The sequence below is a fragment of the Plantactinospora sonchi genome (genome assembly GCF_036422035.1).
Lineage (GTDB): Bacteria > Actinomycetota > Actinomycetes > Mycobacteriales > Micromonosporaceae > Plantactinospora > Plantactinospora sonchi.
Window position 1 is genome coordinate 269,665 of sequence record NZ_JAZGQK010000006.1, and the last position, 13,742, is coordinate 283,406.

Below are 13,742 nucleotides of genomic sequence, written 5' to 3' on the forward strand. Positions count from 1 at the left end.
GGCAAGATAGCGCCGAGGTCCGACAGTCGGCACCGCCACGACGGCATGGTCAGATGGCGGATGTGGCGATCAGCGAAGTTGACGGCTGGCCGAGAGGCGAGGATCTCAAGGACCTCACCGAGTACGCGTTGGCGCAGGGCGCCGAGGGTTACGACGTGCATGAGGTACGGCTGTGCGGGTGCGCGGAGTGCGGCGGATCTGTCTTCGGCATCCATGGTGATCTCGAGAACCAAGCGGCGAAGCGCGTATGTCGTGGCTGCGGCTCGGAGCACTTCATCGCGGACAGCGGCGAGTACTGGGACGACACCAGGTTCGGCATCATGGTCTGCGAGTGCGACGGTGACGGCGACGAGGAAGACTTCAATGTCGCGGTGGGCTACTCCCTCTACGCCGATCGCGGCGGAATCAGGGCGATCGCCATCACGAGTCGCTGTGTCGCGTGCGGGCGGCTCGGCTACTGGGACGACTGGATGATCCGTAGCGACGAGCTGCGTCTGTTGGATCTCGCGTAGGTCGTCCGCGCACGACCCAGCGACCGGTCAGCTCACACTCCGGTGAGCTGACCGAGCCGGGCGACCTCCTCCGGCGGGTCGGTCCGGCGGAACGGTTCCCGGACCAGTGGGCAGGACATGCAGCGTGGTCCGCCCCGGCCCGAGCCGAGTTCCGAGCCGGCGATCCGGATCACCTCGATGCCGGCCCGTTCCAGCTGGGCGTTGGTCTCCACGTTGCGTTCGTACGCGACACAGAGCCGGGGCGCGATCGCCAGGGTGTTGTTGCCGTCGTCCCACTGTTCCCGTTCGGCGGTGACCGGGTCGAGTCCGGTGTCGATGACCCGCAGGGTGTTCAGGTCCATCGCGTCCGCCGCCGCCCGCAGGAACGGCGCCGGCCCGTCGAGTTGGAGTTCTCCGTCCGCGTCGGCGATCACGGTGTACGCCGACAGCGTGTCCGCCACCTGTGGATACATCAGTACGGCGTCCGAGTCGACCATGGTGCAGACGGTGTCCAGGTGCATGGTGGCGCGTTCCTGGGCGATCGGTACGACCAGGATGGTGTGCGCCAGTTCGGCGGCGAAGACCCGGCGGGCGAGCCGCTCCGCGCCGGCCGGGGTGGTCCGCTCGCCGACCCCGACCGCCACCACTCCCGGGGCGAGCAGCAGTACGTCGCCGCCCTCCAGGGGCTCCAGTTCGGGGGCGTACCCGAACGGGGTGCCGACGAACCGCGGGTGGTGCCGGTAGATGGTGTCGGTCAGCGTGGTCTCCCGGCGGCGCGCCGGCATGGCCAGGCTGGTCACCACCGCGTGGTCACCGATCCAGGTCGACGAGTCGCGGGTGAACAGCAGGTTCGGCAGTGGGTCGATCACGAAGTCCTGCCGGTTCATCAACCGGTAGACCAGTCCGCCGCCACGGTCCCAACCGAGCCGTAACTCCTCGTGGGCGAGCCCGGCGATCAGCACGCCGGCGAGCGCGACCGGGTCGAGGTAGGACAGGTGTTCGGCGACCCGCCGACGCAGGGTGTCGCCGAGTCGCGGGTCGGCGAGTACCCGCTCGGTGAGTTCGGTGCGGGCGTCGGCCACGGCCAGCGTCTCGGCGAGTAGGGTGCCGAGGTAGAGCACTTCGACGTCACGCTCGCGCAGGGCGGCGGCGAAGGCGTCGTGCTCCTCCTGGGCCCGACCGACCCAGGGGATGGCGTCGAAGAGCAACGAGTCGTTGTTGCGGGGCGTGAGTCGGGCGAGTTCCGGTCCGGGGCGGTGCAGGAGAACGGTGCGCAGACGCCCCACCTCGCTGTCCACGAAATGGGTCATCCTCGCAGCGTAAGGCAGCAGTTGGCACCATCCGGGAAAAAGGGCTTCGGATGAATGGGGCATTCATCCACACTCACTCCGGCGCTTCGACTTGCCGACCCCGGGGGCTGGCCACGTACCGTAGTGAGAAGATAACTTCGAGGGACCTTTTGCCGGAGGTCACGATGACTGTCTTCTCTGCACGATCAGCGGTGCCCGCCCCCCGGGCCCTGCCGCCCGCACCGACCGGTTCACCACCACCGCTGGAGGCCGTCCGGCCGACCCCGATGGACTGGGCACGTCGGCGACGGGCCGAGCGGGTGGAACGACGGATCGAAGCGGCGGGAGCCCGGGCGTTGAGCCGGTTGGACCACCTCGGTCCATCGTGGCACGTTGTCGAGTGGCCGCGTACCGAATTGACCGACGCCAGTCTCCTCGACCTGGACTACCGGTCCCGGGACGAGCGGGCCGGCTTCCTCGCGATCGGTCCCAGCGGCCTCTTCGCGGTCACCGTGGCCGACCACGGACGGGCCCGGGTCCTGATCGCCGGAGACGTCGTGCAGATCAACGGCAAGCGGCCGGCGTACGTCACCGAGGCCCGCCGGGACGCGAAGCGGGCCAGCAAGGCGCTCTCCGCGGCCGTGGGCCTCACCATTCCCGTGACGCCGGTGCTGACCTTCGTCGGCTCCGGCGATCTCAGCGTCTACGGGCTGCCGAAGGAATGCCTGGTGGCTACGCACCGGGAGCTGGACCGGCTGCTCGTGGCGGGTGGCAACCGGATCAGCGCGGCGACCGCCGAGAAGCTCTCCCGGGTCGCCCAGTCACCGTCCACCTGGCTGAACGCCCCTTACCGGTCGGCGGCGGACTACCGGTGGTACGAGGACGGCCGAATGGCCGCTGACAAGCCGGCCGGTCGGCGGTAGCGTCACCACCCGACGCATCCACCGGACATTCACGGCCGACAGGACGTGACCGACCGTCAACGGCCGACCACGGGCCGACGGGTGGGGGCGGCGGGACGACCCAGCTCGTCCGGCGCGCGCCGGGAGTCGCGACTCCCGGCGCGGACCGGCTAGCGTGGGTGTGCAGGTTAGTTGAATAGGAGGCGCGGGTGGCCCACGTCGAACTCTCGATCTCGGAGGCGTTCGCGCCGTCAGCGACCTCGGCGCCGGGTCAGCACCCGGCCGGATTCGCGGAGCCCGAGGGCGACGGCTTCGACCAGTGGGGCGACACTGTCTCGGTCGCCGCCGAACCCTGCCTGCTCATCGCCAAGGACACCACCGTCGCGGCGGTCTCGTCCGCCTGCTGCCAGCTGCTCGGGTTCGGCAGCCCACGCGCCGTCTTCGGCCGTCCGCTGCTCGGCACCCTCCGACTGCTCGACTTCACCGCCGCCCGGGGTGAGCTGACCGAGCAGGACGTCGAGCGGATCCCCCCGCTGCTCGCCGTCAGCTCGGAGCGGCTCGCCCGGGGCCTGCTCCGGGTCGAACGCGCCGGGGCGGACGGGGCGGACGCCACCGTCGACGCGATCGCCACCCCGATCCTGGCGCACGGCGAGGTGGTCGGCTCACTGACCTTCTTCTCCGAGGTCTGAGCCGCTGCGCACCGGTCGACGGCACCCGCCGGACGCCACGCCCTACCATTGGCCGGAAGATTCCGCCGCCAGCACCACGGCGTCCACCTACGCCCGAGGATCCGGCACTGTCCATGTCCCCGTCACCCGCCACGACGACGGCCCGCCGACGGACCGGCGGCGTACCGCTCCTCGTGCTGCTCACCCTGATCGGCTGCGTCGCGACGGCAGCCTGCGGCGTGCCGCCCGAGCTTGAACAGTCCCGCGCGGCGACCCCACCCGCCCCGACTCCGACCCCGACGGCGTCCGCCACCCCCACCGCCATCCCGACTCCGCCACCGACCCCGACCACGACGCCGAGCGGCAACGGCGCGATCGCGGTCGACTGCGGCGGCCAGCCGAGCCGGGACCAGGTCGTCGCGCTGCTGCGTCGGGTCGACCTGCTGCCCCGCAGCGCCCGGGTCACCTTCCGGAACGCACCGGTCTGTGCCGCAGACTGGCAGTACAGCGTGATCGAGGTGCCCGGCCGGGACCTGCTCCAGGTGGTCACCACCGGGCCCGCCGACAAGCTCAAGCTGGTCACCGCCGGCAACGACGTGTGCAACATCCGGGTACGCGTCGAAGCGCCGGCGGGAATCCGCACCGTCGCCTGCGCGTGAATCCGCCGACCCACCGAAGGTTACGTAGGCTGGACGTCATGCCCGGAACGCCACCGACCCGCTTCGTCTACCTCGGCCCCGAGGGGACCTTCGCCGAGCAGGCCCTGCGGACGATTCCCGCCGCCGAGCGGGGGACCCGTACGCCGGCCCGCAGTGTGCCCGAGGCCCTGGACGCGGTCCGGACCGGTGATGCCGACGCCGCCCTGGTGCCGCTGGAGAACTCGATCGGCGGCGTTGTCGCGGTCACCCTGGACGAGATGGTCGAGGGCGATCCCCTGGTGATCACCCGCGAGGTGGTGCTGCCGGTCGAGTTCGTGCTCGCCACCCGACCGGGCCGGCACCTCACCGAGATACGCACGGTGGCGGCCCACCCGCAGGCGTCCACCCAGTGCCGGCGCTGGCTCCGGGAGCACCTGCCCGACGCGGCCGTGGTGGACGTACTCTCCAACTCCGCCGCGGCGGGCGCCGTGGTCGAGGGCCGGCAGGACGCCGCGATCTGCGCGCCGTTCAGCGCCACCCGGCAACGGCTGGCCGTACTGGCCGACAAGATCGCCGACCATGACGACGCGGTGACCCGGTTCGTCCTGCTCACCCGGCCCGGCCCACCGCCGCCCCGGACCGGTGACGACCTGACCTCGCTCGCCGTCTACATCGCGCACGACCGGGTCGGCGCACTGCTCGCCGTGCTGATGGAGCTCGCGGTACGCGGCGTCAACCTCACCCGGATCGAGTCCCGGCCGACCGGTGAGGCGCTCGGGCGGTACGCCTTCTTCCTGGACTGCACCGGGCACGTCGCCGACGACCGGGTCGGCGAGGCACTGCAGGGGCTGCACCGGATCTGCGCCCAGGTCCGGTTCCTCGGGTCGTATCCCAGGCATCGCCGGGCGGCGGGAGCCGCGGACCGGCCGGTGCCGGCCCCGGCGGGTCTGTCCGACCACGACTACGCCGACGCGACGGCCTGGCTGGCCCGGCTCCGCGCCGGCGAACTCGGCTGACCCGCCGCCGAGCGGAGCGGGCCGCCGACGTTGTCGAGGCGCCGGCCGATCGACGGGCCGGCCCGCTCCCGGCAGCCCGGCCGGTCGTCCGGCGGCCCGGCCCGATCCTGGTCGGGCCCGGCGGGCCGGTCAGTCGTCCAGCAGGCCGCCCAGAAAACCGCCGCCGCCCTGGCTGCCACCCTGCTGGCCACTACCCATCAGCGGGGGCTCCTCGGACGGCTGGACGATCACGAAGCCCTGGCCGGCGAAGCTCATCGTGAACGCCTCCCCGGTACGACGTCCGAGCAGCGTGCCGAGACCGAGCTGCTCGGCCCGGTGGTAGCCGGTCTGCAGGCTCGCCGACCAGCAGACCGCCGCCTGCGGGTCGACGTACGTCGGCGCGTCCACGTTGAGCACCACCGGGGTGCCCTTGGTGGTGATCGCGATCCGCCCGTAACCGCTGAAGACACAGTTGAACAGCCCGGACGAGGACATCATGCCGGCGCCGCCGACCATCTTGATGTCGTACTGCAGGGTGGAGTCGAAGGCGAGCACGCTGGAACCGTTGATCGACAACGCGTCACCGGGCTCCAGGTCGATGAGGTGTACGTCCGCGGCGTAGTCGGCGAGGAAGACGTCCCCGTGGCCGCTCACCTTCATCAGCGGGACACCCTCGCCGGTGAGCTTCTGCTTGAGGAACTTGCCGAGGCCGCCGGAGCCCAGCGCCTGGAACTGCACGTTCCCCTGGTACGCCACCATCGAGCCGACCCGGGCCATCGCCTCGCCGTTGAGCTCGATCTTCAACATCTTCGAGTTCTGCAGCCGCATGCCGGGCTGGTGGGATTCCTTCTCCAGGTTCTCCGCGGAAAACAGGGCGCTGCGCATCACGTTCCTCCTGATGAGTGGCTGAGGCGAGGGTAGGCAACCGGTGCAAGGAGCCGGAGGCCGACCACCTACCTCACACGGGCCGACGTCCGGGCCGGTTCACGCCCAGCCGAGTTCGTGGAGGCGGTCGTCGTCGATGCCGAAGTGATGGGCGATCTCGTGCACGACGGTGATCGCGATCTCGTCGACCACGTCGTCGTCGTTGTCACAGATCCGCAGGATCGGGTTCCGGTAGATGAGGATCCGGTCCGGCAGCACCCCGGCGTAGTCCCAGCCCCGGGTGGTCAGCGCGTGCCCCTCGTAGAGGCCGAGCAGCTCCGGCTCGCCCTCCGGCGAATCGTCCTCGACCAGGATGACCACGTTGCTCATCAGGCCGAGCAGTTCCTCAGGCACCTCGTCGAGAGCCTCGGCGACCAGTTCCTCAAAACGTTCGCGGCTCATCTCGACCGGCACGGCACCCATTGTGCCGTACCCGTACGCCCACCGGGCTGGTCGGCCGCAGCGGGGCGGCGGGGGTGCCCGGACGGCGCGCGGGCGTACCGGTCGCGGTGACCAGGCCTGCGGCGGTTTCCGCCAGGCTCAGGTTCCGGTCACCGCGACCGGGAAGATTGCTCGGGTCAGGCGGAGAGACGGGCGGTCAGCGAGATGTCGGCGCCCGGGGAGAGCAGCCGGGAGATCGGGCAGCCGGCCTTGGCCGCCTCGGCCAGCTTCTGGAACTCGGCCTCGTCGATGCCGGGAACCTCACCGACGGTGTCGAGGTCGATCCGGGTCACCGTCATGCCGGCGTCGGTCTTGTCCAGGTGCACCTTGGCGGTGGTCTCCACCGAGGTGGCGGTGTGGCCGGCGTCGGCCAGCGCCTTCGAGAAGGCCATCGAGAAGCACCCGGCGTGGGCCGCGCCGATCAGCTCCTCGGGGTTGGTGCCCTCCCCCTCCTCGAAACGCGACTTGAACGAGTAGGCCCCCTCGAGTCCGCCCTTGCCGGTGCGGATCGTGCCGGAACCTTCGGTCAGATTGCCCTGCCAGCGGGCGGATGCGGTGCGGATAGGCATGGTCACGACGCTAGCTCATGGGCCGGGGCGACGCGACGCTCTCCCCGCAGGGGTGGCGGGGCTAACCGGTCGTGTCGCGCTGCGGGACTCGCAGACCCGGCTCGCGCTCACGGGTACCGGGCGGGTTGCTGTGCCATCATCGACGTCAGGATCCGCACCGCGTGAGGGGGCAGGAGATGGCCGAGGGCTTCCCCATTCCCCGGCAGGACGGAGTGCCCCGGCCGGACGGTGCGACCGACCACCGGGAATCCGCGCCGGACGTCCCCGCCACGCCGGAGGAACCGCCAGGGCGGGGCAGTTCCGCGACGGCCACAACGGACGCCGGCGCCAGCGTCGTCGCCTGGGGAGACCGCGTACGCGGCGGCGGACGGGCGGGACGTTCCCTCGGCCGGCTCGCCCGGGACGGGCGCCTCCTGCCGATGGTCGCCGGCCTCGGGGCGCTGGCGTTCTTCGGCTCCCTGGTGGAGGAGTGGGCGGTCACCCGGATTCCCGACGGCGGTGAGAACGCGGTCGGGGACGCCAGCATGATCGAGCTGACCAACGGCCTGGGCCAGATAACCACGTTCGGCGCCGGATACCTGATCGGGGTGCTCGGCGTGCTCGGCTGTCTGGCGCTGGTCTTCTTCGGTACGCCCGGGTCGCGGCACAACGCCCGGGTGGCCGGGTTGGCCGGGGTCGGCGCGGTGCTCGCCGTCCTGGCCGGCGCCACCGGATCGCTCGACGCCGTCGTCACCGACCGCTTACAGGTGTACGGCCAGGTCGAGGGGATGGAGACCATCCACGGCCGTGGCCTGGTCCTGGCGTACCTCGGGACCGGGATCTTCGGCCTCACCCTGCTGCTCGCCGGCCGCTTCGTCCCGGCTCCCGGCGTCGACCGACCGGCCCCGCCCGGAGCCGGCGCCAACTCGGGTGGGGTCGACGCCGACCAGCGCGAACAGTCGGACTGGCCATGGCGCCGGCCGCGCTCCGCCGACCCGTCCGAACCGGTCGACGACGACGGCCGGGGAGCACCGATCGACCTGACCGTCAGTCCGACCAAGCCCTTCGTCCGCTAGTCACTCCGGACCGGGCGGTCCCGCCCTCCGGGCCCGGGCATATGTCGATGCGGGCGTGCCGCCGCCCCCGGTAGGCTCGGTTCCCGTGATTGACCTGCGCCTGCTCCGCGACGACCCGGACACCGTACGTGCCAGCCAACGTGCCCGTGGCGAATCCGAATCCGTGGTCGACGACCTGCTCCGCGCCGACGAGGAGCGGCGGGCGGCGGTCCAGCGCTTCGAGGCGCTCCGGGCCGAGCAGAAACAGCTCGGCAAGCGGATGCCGAAGGCCGACCCGGCCGAGCGGACGGAGCTGCTGGCCCGGACCAAGGAACTCTCCGCCGAGGTGAAGGCGGCCGAGGCGGGGGTCGGCGAGGCCGAGGCGGCCCTGCGTCGAGCCCAGTTGGCGATTCCGAACGTCGTCGAGCCGGGTACGCCGCCCGGCGGCGAGGACGACTACCTGGTGCTCCGCGAGGTCGGCACCAAGCCGGAGATCGAGAACCCGCGCGACCACCTGGAACTGGGCGAGGGGCTGCGGGCGATCGACGTCGAGCGGGGCGCGAAGGCGTCCGGCAGCCGCTTCTACTACCTCACCGGGGTCGGTGCGCTGCTCCAGCTCGGCCTGCTGCAACTGGCGATCGCCCAGGCGGTGGAGTACGGCTTCGTCCCCAGCATCACCCCGAGCCTGGTCAAGCCGGAGTCGATGGAGGGCACCGGTTTCCTCGGCGCGCACGCCAGCGAGGTGTACCGGCTGGAGGCCGACGACCTCTACCTGGTCGGCACCAGCGAGGTCGCGCTCGCCGCGTACCACTCGGGGGAGATCCTCGACCTGACCGGGCCGATCCGGTACGCCGGCTGGTCGTCCTGCTTCCGTCGGGAGGCCGGCTCGTACGGCCGGGACACCCGGGGCATCATGCGGGTGCACCAGTTCGACAAGGTGGAGATGTTCTCCTACTGCCGTCCGGAGGAGGCGCACGACGAGCACCTGCGACTGCTGGCCTGGGAGGAGGAGATGCTGGCGAAGGTCGAGATCCCGTACCGGGTGATCGACGTGGCCGCCGGCGACCTCGGCAGCAGCGCCGCCCGCAAGTACGACTGCGAGGCCTGGGTGCCGTCGCAGGGTCGGTACCGCGAGGTCACCTCGACCTCGAACTGCACCACGTTCCAGGCCCGTCGACTGAACGTGCGGTACCGGGACGAGCAGGGCCGGCCACAGACCGCCGCCACCCTGAACGGCACCCTCGCCACCACCCGCTGGCTGGTGCCGATCCTGGAGAACCACCAGCAGCCGGACGGCTCGGTACGGGTCCCGAAGGCACTCCAGCCGTACCTCGGCGGTCGGGATGTGCTCGAACCGAACTGACCCGGGAAGGCGAGCCGTACTTCACACAAAAGTCATGGAACGGCAGCACAACGTGAGGTACGGTTGCTGCCCCGCCATCGCCAGCTGACCCGGTAGGACCGGCGTTTCCGCTGTTCACGGGCGGCCGACGGGTGGCAGGGCGGAAGGAGGAGCCATGCCCCGACCCGGACTGCCCAAGCTGATCGCCACCGACCTCGACGGAACGCTGGTCCGCACCGACGACACCGTCTCGGCGTACACGCACGAGGTGCTGGACCGGGTGCGGGCCGCCGGCATCCCGGTGGTCGGCGCCACCGGTCGTGGCCCACGCCTCACCGAGCTCACCCGTAACGACATCCGGGCCGCCGACTTCCTGGTGATGGCCGGTGGCGGCCGGGTGGTCGACCAGACCGACCCGGCCGGCCCGGTGGTACTCCGGGACGAGCGGCTGTCCGGCCCGACGCTGGCCGCGCTGCTGCACGCGCTGGAGGCCGAGGTCGGCCCGATGACCGTGATGGTCGAGGCGTCGGACGCGCCGAACGCCCCGCTCTGGGGTGATTTCGACCCGAGCTGGCCCTACCAGGACCGGTTCGAGGCGCGGGCCCGCCTCGACTGCCTGAGCAACGACGTGATCAAGGCATTCGCCCGGGCGCCGGAACACGACGTCGACACCCTGCTCGCCATCGCCCGCCGGATCGTGCCGCCGACCCAGGCCACGGTCACCCAGGCCGGCCTCGGATTCATCGAGATCTGCCCGCCCGGGGTGGACAAGGCGACCGGGCTCGCCGTCGTGGCCGAGACCCTCGGCGTCGACCCCGCCGAGGTCCTGGTCTTCGGCGACATGCCCAACGACCTGCCGATGTTCGAGTGGGCCGGCTGGGCCCGGGTGGCGGTCTCCAACGCCCACCCCCTGGTCCGGCGGGCCGCCGACGAGGTCACCCTGCGCAACGACGACGACGGCGTCGCGGTCTACCTCGATCGGTTACTCTCCCGTTGATGGGAGAACTACCCCGGCTGGTCGCCACCGATCTCGACGGCACACTGCTCCGCTCCGACGGCACCCTGAGCACGCGCACTGTCGAGGCGCTGGGCCGGATCACCGCCGCCGGGGTCGGCGTCGTCCTGGTCACCGGTCGTCCGATCCGCTGGCTGCACCACGTGTACGACCAGCTCGGCGAGCCGCTGCCGACCGTCTGCGCCAACGGCGCGGTGGTGTACGACCCGCACACCGACACCGTGCTGCGCGCCGACCCGCTCGCCCCCGAACTGCTCGCCGAGGTGGTCCGGCGACTCCGCGCCGAGGTGCCCGGGGCGAGTTTCGCCGTGGAGATCACCGACGGTCGGGAGTTCCGGCACGAGGCGGGCTACGAGGCGCGCTGGGACTACGGGATCCCGACCAGCCGGGAGGTCGGGGACCCGACCGAACTGCACGCCGCACCAGCGGTGAAGCTGCTGGTCCGCGCCGGCCAGCAGGATCCGGACGCGTTCCTGCGGGTCGTCGCTGGCGCGCTCGCCGGGCTCGCCGAGTCGACGCACTCCTCGTACAGCGGGCTGGTGGAGATCTCGGCGGTCGGGGTGACCAAGGCGGCCGGACTGGCCTGGTACTGCGCCCGACACGGGGTGGACGCGGCCGACGTGATCGCCTTCGGGGACATGCCGAACGACGTACCGATGCTGACCTGGGTCGGCCGGGGGGTCGCGGTGGCGAACGCGCATCCCGCCGTACGGGAGATCGCCGACGACGTGACCGACGACCACAACGCCGACGGGGTCGCGGCGTACCTGGAGACGCTGCTCGGGACCGCCGGTCGGGAGGTCAGCCCGGACTCCGACGCGGCACACCGCTGAGCGGCGGGCCGCCCTGCCGCTTCCAGGTGCGGGCGAAGATCGTGGTGTCGGCCCGGCTGACCGCCGGCAGCGCCCCGACCGTACCGGTCAGATGGGCGTAGACGGCCGACAGGTCGGGCAGCAGCAGGCTGACCGCGAGCGGGACCGGGCCGCTGGTCGCCGCCGCGAAGGAGACATCGGGGTGCCCGGCGAGGGTGTCGCCGACCTCGGCGAGGGCGGACGGCGGCACGGTGAGCCAGAGCATCGCCTCGGTGCGCATGCCGACGGCCCGGGGGTCGAAGTCCACCTCGAAGTGGAGCACGCCGGCCTCCTGGAGTGCCCGGAGCCGGCGCCGGACCGCTGACTCGGAGACGCCGACCCGGGCGGCGAGGTCGCTGACCGGGGTACGGCCGTCGACTCCCAGTTCCGCCAGGATGTGCAGGTCGACGGGGGTCAGTTCGGGTCTTCGCCGCCGCCCGCTGTCCTGCGGCGGGTCGGCTGGCTGGCCCCGGCCCGTCGGCTCGGCCCGGTCGGGGGCCGCCGGGTGGGGGGTGGGGGGCTGGTCGGCGGTGAGCAGGGCCACCGCGGCCGGGTCGAGCGGGGCGGGCCAGCCGCGCCACGGCGCCCGACCGGCCCGGAACCGGTGCAGGATGCAGTACGCGGTGAAGCCGACCACCCGGGGCGTACGGTCCAGCCGGGTCAGCAGGTTCTCCTCCTCCTCGGGCGAACCGGCGCGCAGCCCGCAGACGATCTCGCCACCGCCGGAGGTACGTACCCAGGTGGTGGCCGTCCGCTCGGCCAGCGCCAGCGCGATCCGGTCGGCGCGGTCGGGGGTGCACTGGATCCGCAGCAGCCACGGCGTCGCGCCGACGGCCCAGTACGGGCTGCGCCCGACCACCCGTACCGTCCGGTCGGCACGGAGTCGCTGGTAGCGACGGGCGACGGTCTGGGCGGGCAGCCCGACGGCCCGGCCGATCCGTTCGAAGGAGGCCCGGCCGTCGAACTGGAGCGCCTGGATGATCCACTGGTCGCGCTCGTCCATGCCGCTTTCCACCGTCCCAGTCTGGGCGAATGCGGGTTTCCGCCGCAGTAGGCGGTGGAACGAGTCGTTCCGGTTCTCCCGGCCGCAGAGTGGGACACGGACCTGTCGGGTCGTACCTCGGGAGCGCAGCCCATGCGGAAGTGGTGTCCACTGGTCGCGGTCGGTCTGGGCGCGTTCATGCTGCTGGTCGACGTCACCATCGTCAACGTCGCGCTGCCCGCCATGTCGGCCGACCTTGGTACGTCCTTCGGCGGCCTGCAGTGGGTCGTCGACATGTACGCGCTGGCCCTGGCCGCGCTGCTGCTCGGCGCCGGTACGGTCGCCGACCGGCTCGGTCACCGCCGGGTCTACGTCGGCGGGCTCGGGCTCTTCGCGCTCGCCTCGCTGGGCTGCGCCCTGGCCCCGTCGACCGGACTGCTGATCACCGGACGAGCGGTGCAGGGGATCGGGGCGGCGGCGATGTTCGCCACCACGCTCGCCCTGCTCGGTACGACGTACCACGGGCGGGACCGGGCGCTGGCGTTCGGCGTCTGGGGGGCGGTCAACGGCGCCGCCGCGGCCGCCGGCCCGATCATCGGCGGGCTGCTCACCGAACACCTGGGCTGGCCGTGGATCTTCGCGGTGAACGTACCGGTGGCGGTACTGGCCATCGTGATCACGCTGCTGACCGTCGCCCCGGGGCACGGGCGGGGGCACCGACGGCTGGACCCGCTCGGCATGCTCACCTTCACCGTGGCGGCGGGTGCGGCGACGTACGGGCTGATCCACAGCGGCGAGGCCGGCTGGTCCGAGCCGGGTTCCTGGGCTCCGCTGCTGCTGGCCGCGCTGGCGCTGTTGGCGTTTGTCGCCGTCGAGCGCCGGACCGCCGAGCCGATGCTGGACCTCGGGCTCTTCCGGAACCGGACGTTCGTCGGGCTCATCGTGGCCGGGGCGTTGCTGTCCCTGTCGGCGTGGGCGATGTTCCCGTACGCCTCGATCTGGATGCAGGACCGGCTCGGGCTGGGGCCGGTCGGCACCGGCCTGGTGATCATGCCGATGAGTCTGGTCTCGTTTGTGGTGCCGCTGCTGATGGGCCGCTTCGGGCACGGTGTGCCGGCCCGCTGGTCGGTCTCGGTCGGGCTGCTGCTGATCGGGGTCGGAGACCTGCTGCAGGCCCGGGTGCACGCCGACTCGGGCGCGGAGGTGCTCATCCCCGGCATGGTCTGCGTCGGCCTGGGTGCCGGGCTGGCCCTGCCGCCGCTGTCGTCGGCGCTGCTCGGCGCGGTGCCCCGGGAGCGGGCCGGGATGGCCGGCGGTGCGCTCAACTCGGCCCGCCAGCTCGGGCTGGCGATCGGGGTGGCGGTGCTGGGCAGCGTCTTCGCCGCGGCCGACGGACCGGCCGGGCCGGCCGCCGACGTCGCCACCGCGCTCAACACCAGCTACCTGCTGGCCGGCGCGCTCGGTCTGGTCGGCGCGGTGCTCGCCTTCGCGCTCGTCCGCTCCGGTCGTCGGCCGGGTCCGGCCACCCGGGAGACGCCGGGCGCCCCGTCGGGGCCCCGACCGGCCGTCCGGATCTGAGAGCCGGGCCGGACCGACCGGCT

Annotated in this window: 15 protein-coding genes; 10 read left to right on the plus strand and 5 right to left on the minus strand. The window is 72.2% G+C overall.

Annotated elements, in window-relative coordinates:
* Window positions 1–53 precede the first annotated feature (53 nt).
* Window positions 54–512, plus strand: coding sequence for a hypothetical protein (locus V1633_RS07645; protein ID WP_331213483.1), 459 nt, complete (start codon window positions 54–56; stop codon window positions 510–512).
* 32 nt (window positions 513–544) lie between these two features.
* Here V1633_RS07645 and V1633_RS07650 read toward each other — a convergent pair whose 3' ends face one another.
* Window positions 545–1,801 (minus strand): arginine deiminase, encoded by a 1,257-nt coding sequence (locus V1633_RS07650; protein ID WP_331213484.1) that lies wholly within the window; start codon window positions 1,799–1,801, stop codon window positions 545–547.
* 164 nt (window positions 1,802–1,965) lie between these two features.
* Between V1633_RS07650 and V1633_RS07655 the strand changes: the two genes are divergently transcribed.
* The 4 genes from V1633_RS07655 (at window position 1,966) to pheA (ending at window position 5,004) form a co-directional block, all read left to right on the plus strand.
* A complete protein-coding gene (locus V1633_RS07655; RefSeq protein WP_331213485.1) occupies window positions 1,966–2,703 on the plus strand; it encodes a hypothetical protein in 738 nt (245 codons plus the stop codon).
* A 188-nt stretch (window positions 2,704–2,891) separates the two neighbouring features.
* Window positions 2,892–3,371, plus strand: coding sequence for a hypothetical protein (locus V1633_RS07660; RefSeq protein ID WP_331213486.1), 480 nt, complete (start codon window positions 2,892–2,894; stop codon window positions 3,369–3,371).
* Between the two features lie 113 nt (window positions 3,372–3,484).
* Window positions 3,485–4,009 (plus strand): hypothetical protein, encoded by a 525-nt coding sequence (locus V1633_RS07665; protein ID WP_331213487.1) that lies wholly within the window; start codon window positions 3,485–3,487, stop codon window positions 4,007–4,009.
* 38 nt (window positions 4,010–4,047) lie between these two features.
* Entirely contained in the window at window positions 4,048–5,004 is a 957-nt protein-coding gene (gene pheA, locus V1633_RS07670; protein WP_331213488.1) for a prephenate dehydratase, read from the plus strand.
* Between the two features lie 129 nt (window positions 5,005–5,133).
* On the opposite strand, the gene V1633_RS07675 is transcribed toward pheA, so the two are convergent.
* The 3 genes from V1633_RS07675 to V1633_RS07685 all read right to left on the minus strand — a co-directional run bounded on the left by V1633_RS07675 (window position 5,134) and on the right by V1633_RS07685 (window position 6,917).
* Window positions 5,134–5,868 (minus strand): AIM24 family protein, encoded by a 735-nt coding sequence (locus V1633_RS07675; RefSeq protein WP_331213489.1) that lies wholly within the window; start codon window positions 5,866–5,868, stop codon window positions 5,134–5,136.
* 99 nt (window positions 5,869–5,967) lie between these two features.
* Window positions 5,968–6,330 (minus strand): metallopeptidase family protein, encoded by a 363-nt coding sequence (locus V1633_RS07680; protein WP_331213490.1) that lies wholly within the window; start codon window positions 6,328–6,330, stop codon window positions 5,968–5,970.
* A 155-nt stretch (window positions 6,331–6,485) separates the two neighbouring features.
* A complete protein-coding gene (locus tag V1633_RS07685) occupies window positions 6,486–6,917 on the minus strand; it encodes an OsmC family protein (protein ID WP_331213491.1) in 432 nt (143 codons plus the stop codon).
* Between the two features lie 161 nt (window positions 6,918–7,078).
* Here V1633_RS07685 and V1633_RS07690 point away from each other — a divergent pair, with 161 nt between their 5' ends.
* The 4 genes from V1633_RS07690 to V1633_RS07705 all read left to right on the plus strand — a co-directional run bounded on the left by V1633_RS07690 (window position 7,079) and on the right by V1633_RS07705 (window position 11,141).
* Entirely contained in the window at window positions 7,079–7,972 is an 894-nt protein-coding gene (locus tag V1633_RS07690; protein WP_331213492.1) for a hypothetical protein, read from the plus strand.
* 85 nt (window positions 7,973–8,057) lie between these two features.
* Entirely contained in the window at window positions 8,058–9,314 is a 1,257-nt protein-coding gene (gene serS, locus V1633_RS07695; protein ID WP_331213493.1) for a serine--tRNA ligase, read from the plus strand.
* A gap of 154 nt (window positions 9,315–9,468) precedes the next feature.
* Window positions 9,469–10,290 (plus strand): HAD family hydrolase, encoded by an 822-nt coding sequence (locus tag V1633_RS07700; RefSeq protein ID WP_331213494.1) that lies wholly within the window; start codon window positions 9,469–9,471, stop codon window positions 10,288–10,290.
* Window positions 10,290–11,141, plus strand: a complete 852-nt coding sequence (locus V1633_RS07705; RefSeq protein ID WP_331213495.1) for an HAD family hydrolase — start codon at window positions 10,290–10,292, stop codon at window positions 11,139–11,141. Before V1633_RS07700 ends, V1633_RS07705 begins: the two co-directional genes overlap by 1 nt.
* On the opposite strand, the gene V1633_RS07710 is transcribed toward V1633_RS07705, so the two are convergent.
* Window positions 11,110–12,174: an Lrp/AsnC family transcriptional regulator gene (locus V1633_RS07710; protein WP_331213496.1), complete on the minus strand. Its 1,065-nt coding sequence runs from the start codon at window positions 12,172–12,174 to the stop codon at window positions 11,110–11,112. The two genes, V1633_RS07705 and V1633_RS07710, sit on opposite strands and share 32 nt — an antisense overlap.
* 120 nt (window positions 12,175–12,294) lie before the next feature.
* Between V1633_RS07710 and V1633_RS07715 the strand changes: the two genes are divergently transcribed.
* Complete coding sequence (locus tag V1633_RS07715; RefSeq protein ID WP_331213497.1) at window positions 12,295–13,719, plus strand: MFS transporter; 1,425 nt, start codon at window positions 12,295–12,297, stop codon at window positions 13,717–13,719.
* Window positions 13,720–13,742 lie beyond the last annotated feature (23 nt).

Bases quoted from the DNA above. Each gene is read 5' to 3' on its own strand.
- V1633_RS07645 (WP_331213483.1), top strand. From the start codon at position 54: ATGGCGGATGTGGCGATCAGCGAAGTTGACGGCTGGCCGAGAGGCGAG.
- V1633_RS07650 (WP_331213484.1), bottom strand. From the start codon at position 1,801: ATGACCCATTTCGTGGACAGCGAGGTGGGGCGTCTGCGCACCGTTCTC.
- V1633_RS07655 (WP_331213485.1), top strand. From the start codon at position 1,966: ATGACTGTCTTCTCTGCACGATCAGCGGTGCCCGCCCCCCGGGCCCTG.
- V1633_RS07665 (WP_331213487.1), top strand. From the start codon at position 3,485: ATGTCCCCGTCACCCGCCACGACGACGGCCCGCCGACGGACCGGCGGC.
- pheA (WP_331213488.1), top strand. From the start codon at position 4,048: ATGCCCGGAACGCCACCGACCCGCTTCGTCTACCTCGGCCCCGAGGGG.
- V1633_RS07675 (WP_331213489.1), bottom strand. From the start codon at position 5,868: ATGCGCAGCGCCCTGTTTTCCGCGGAGAACCTGGAGAAGGAATCCCAC.
- V1633_RS07680 (WP_331213490.1), bottom strand. From the start codon at position 6,330: ATGGGTGCCGTGCCGGTCGAGATGAGCCGCGAACGTTTTGAGGAACTG.
- V1633_RS07685 (WP_331213491.1), bottom strand. From the start codon at position 6,917: ATGCCTATCCGCACCGCATCCGCCCGCTGGCAGGGCAATCTGACCGAA.
- V1633_RS07700 (WP_331213494.1), top strand. From the start codon at position 9,469: ATGCCCCGACCCGGACTGCCCAAGCTGATCGCCACCGACCTCGACGGA.
- V1633_RS07705 (WP_331213495.1), top strand. From the start codon at position 10,290: ATGGGAGAACTACCCCGGCTGGTCGCCACCGATCTCGACGGCACACTG.
- V1633_RS07715 (WP_331213497.1), top strand. From the start codon at position 12,295: ATGCGGAAGTGGTGTCCACTGGTCGCGGTCGGTCTGGGCGCGTTCATG.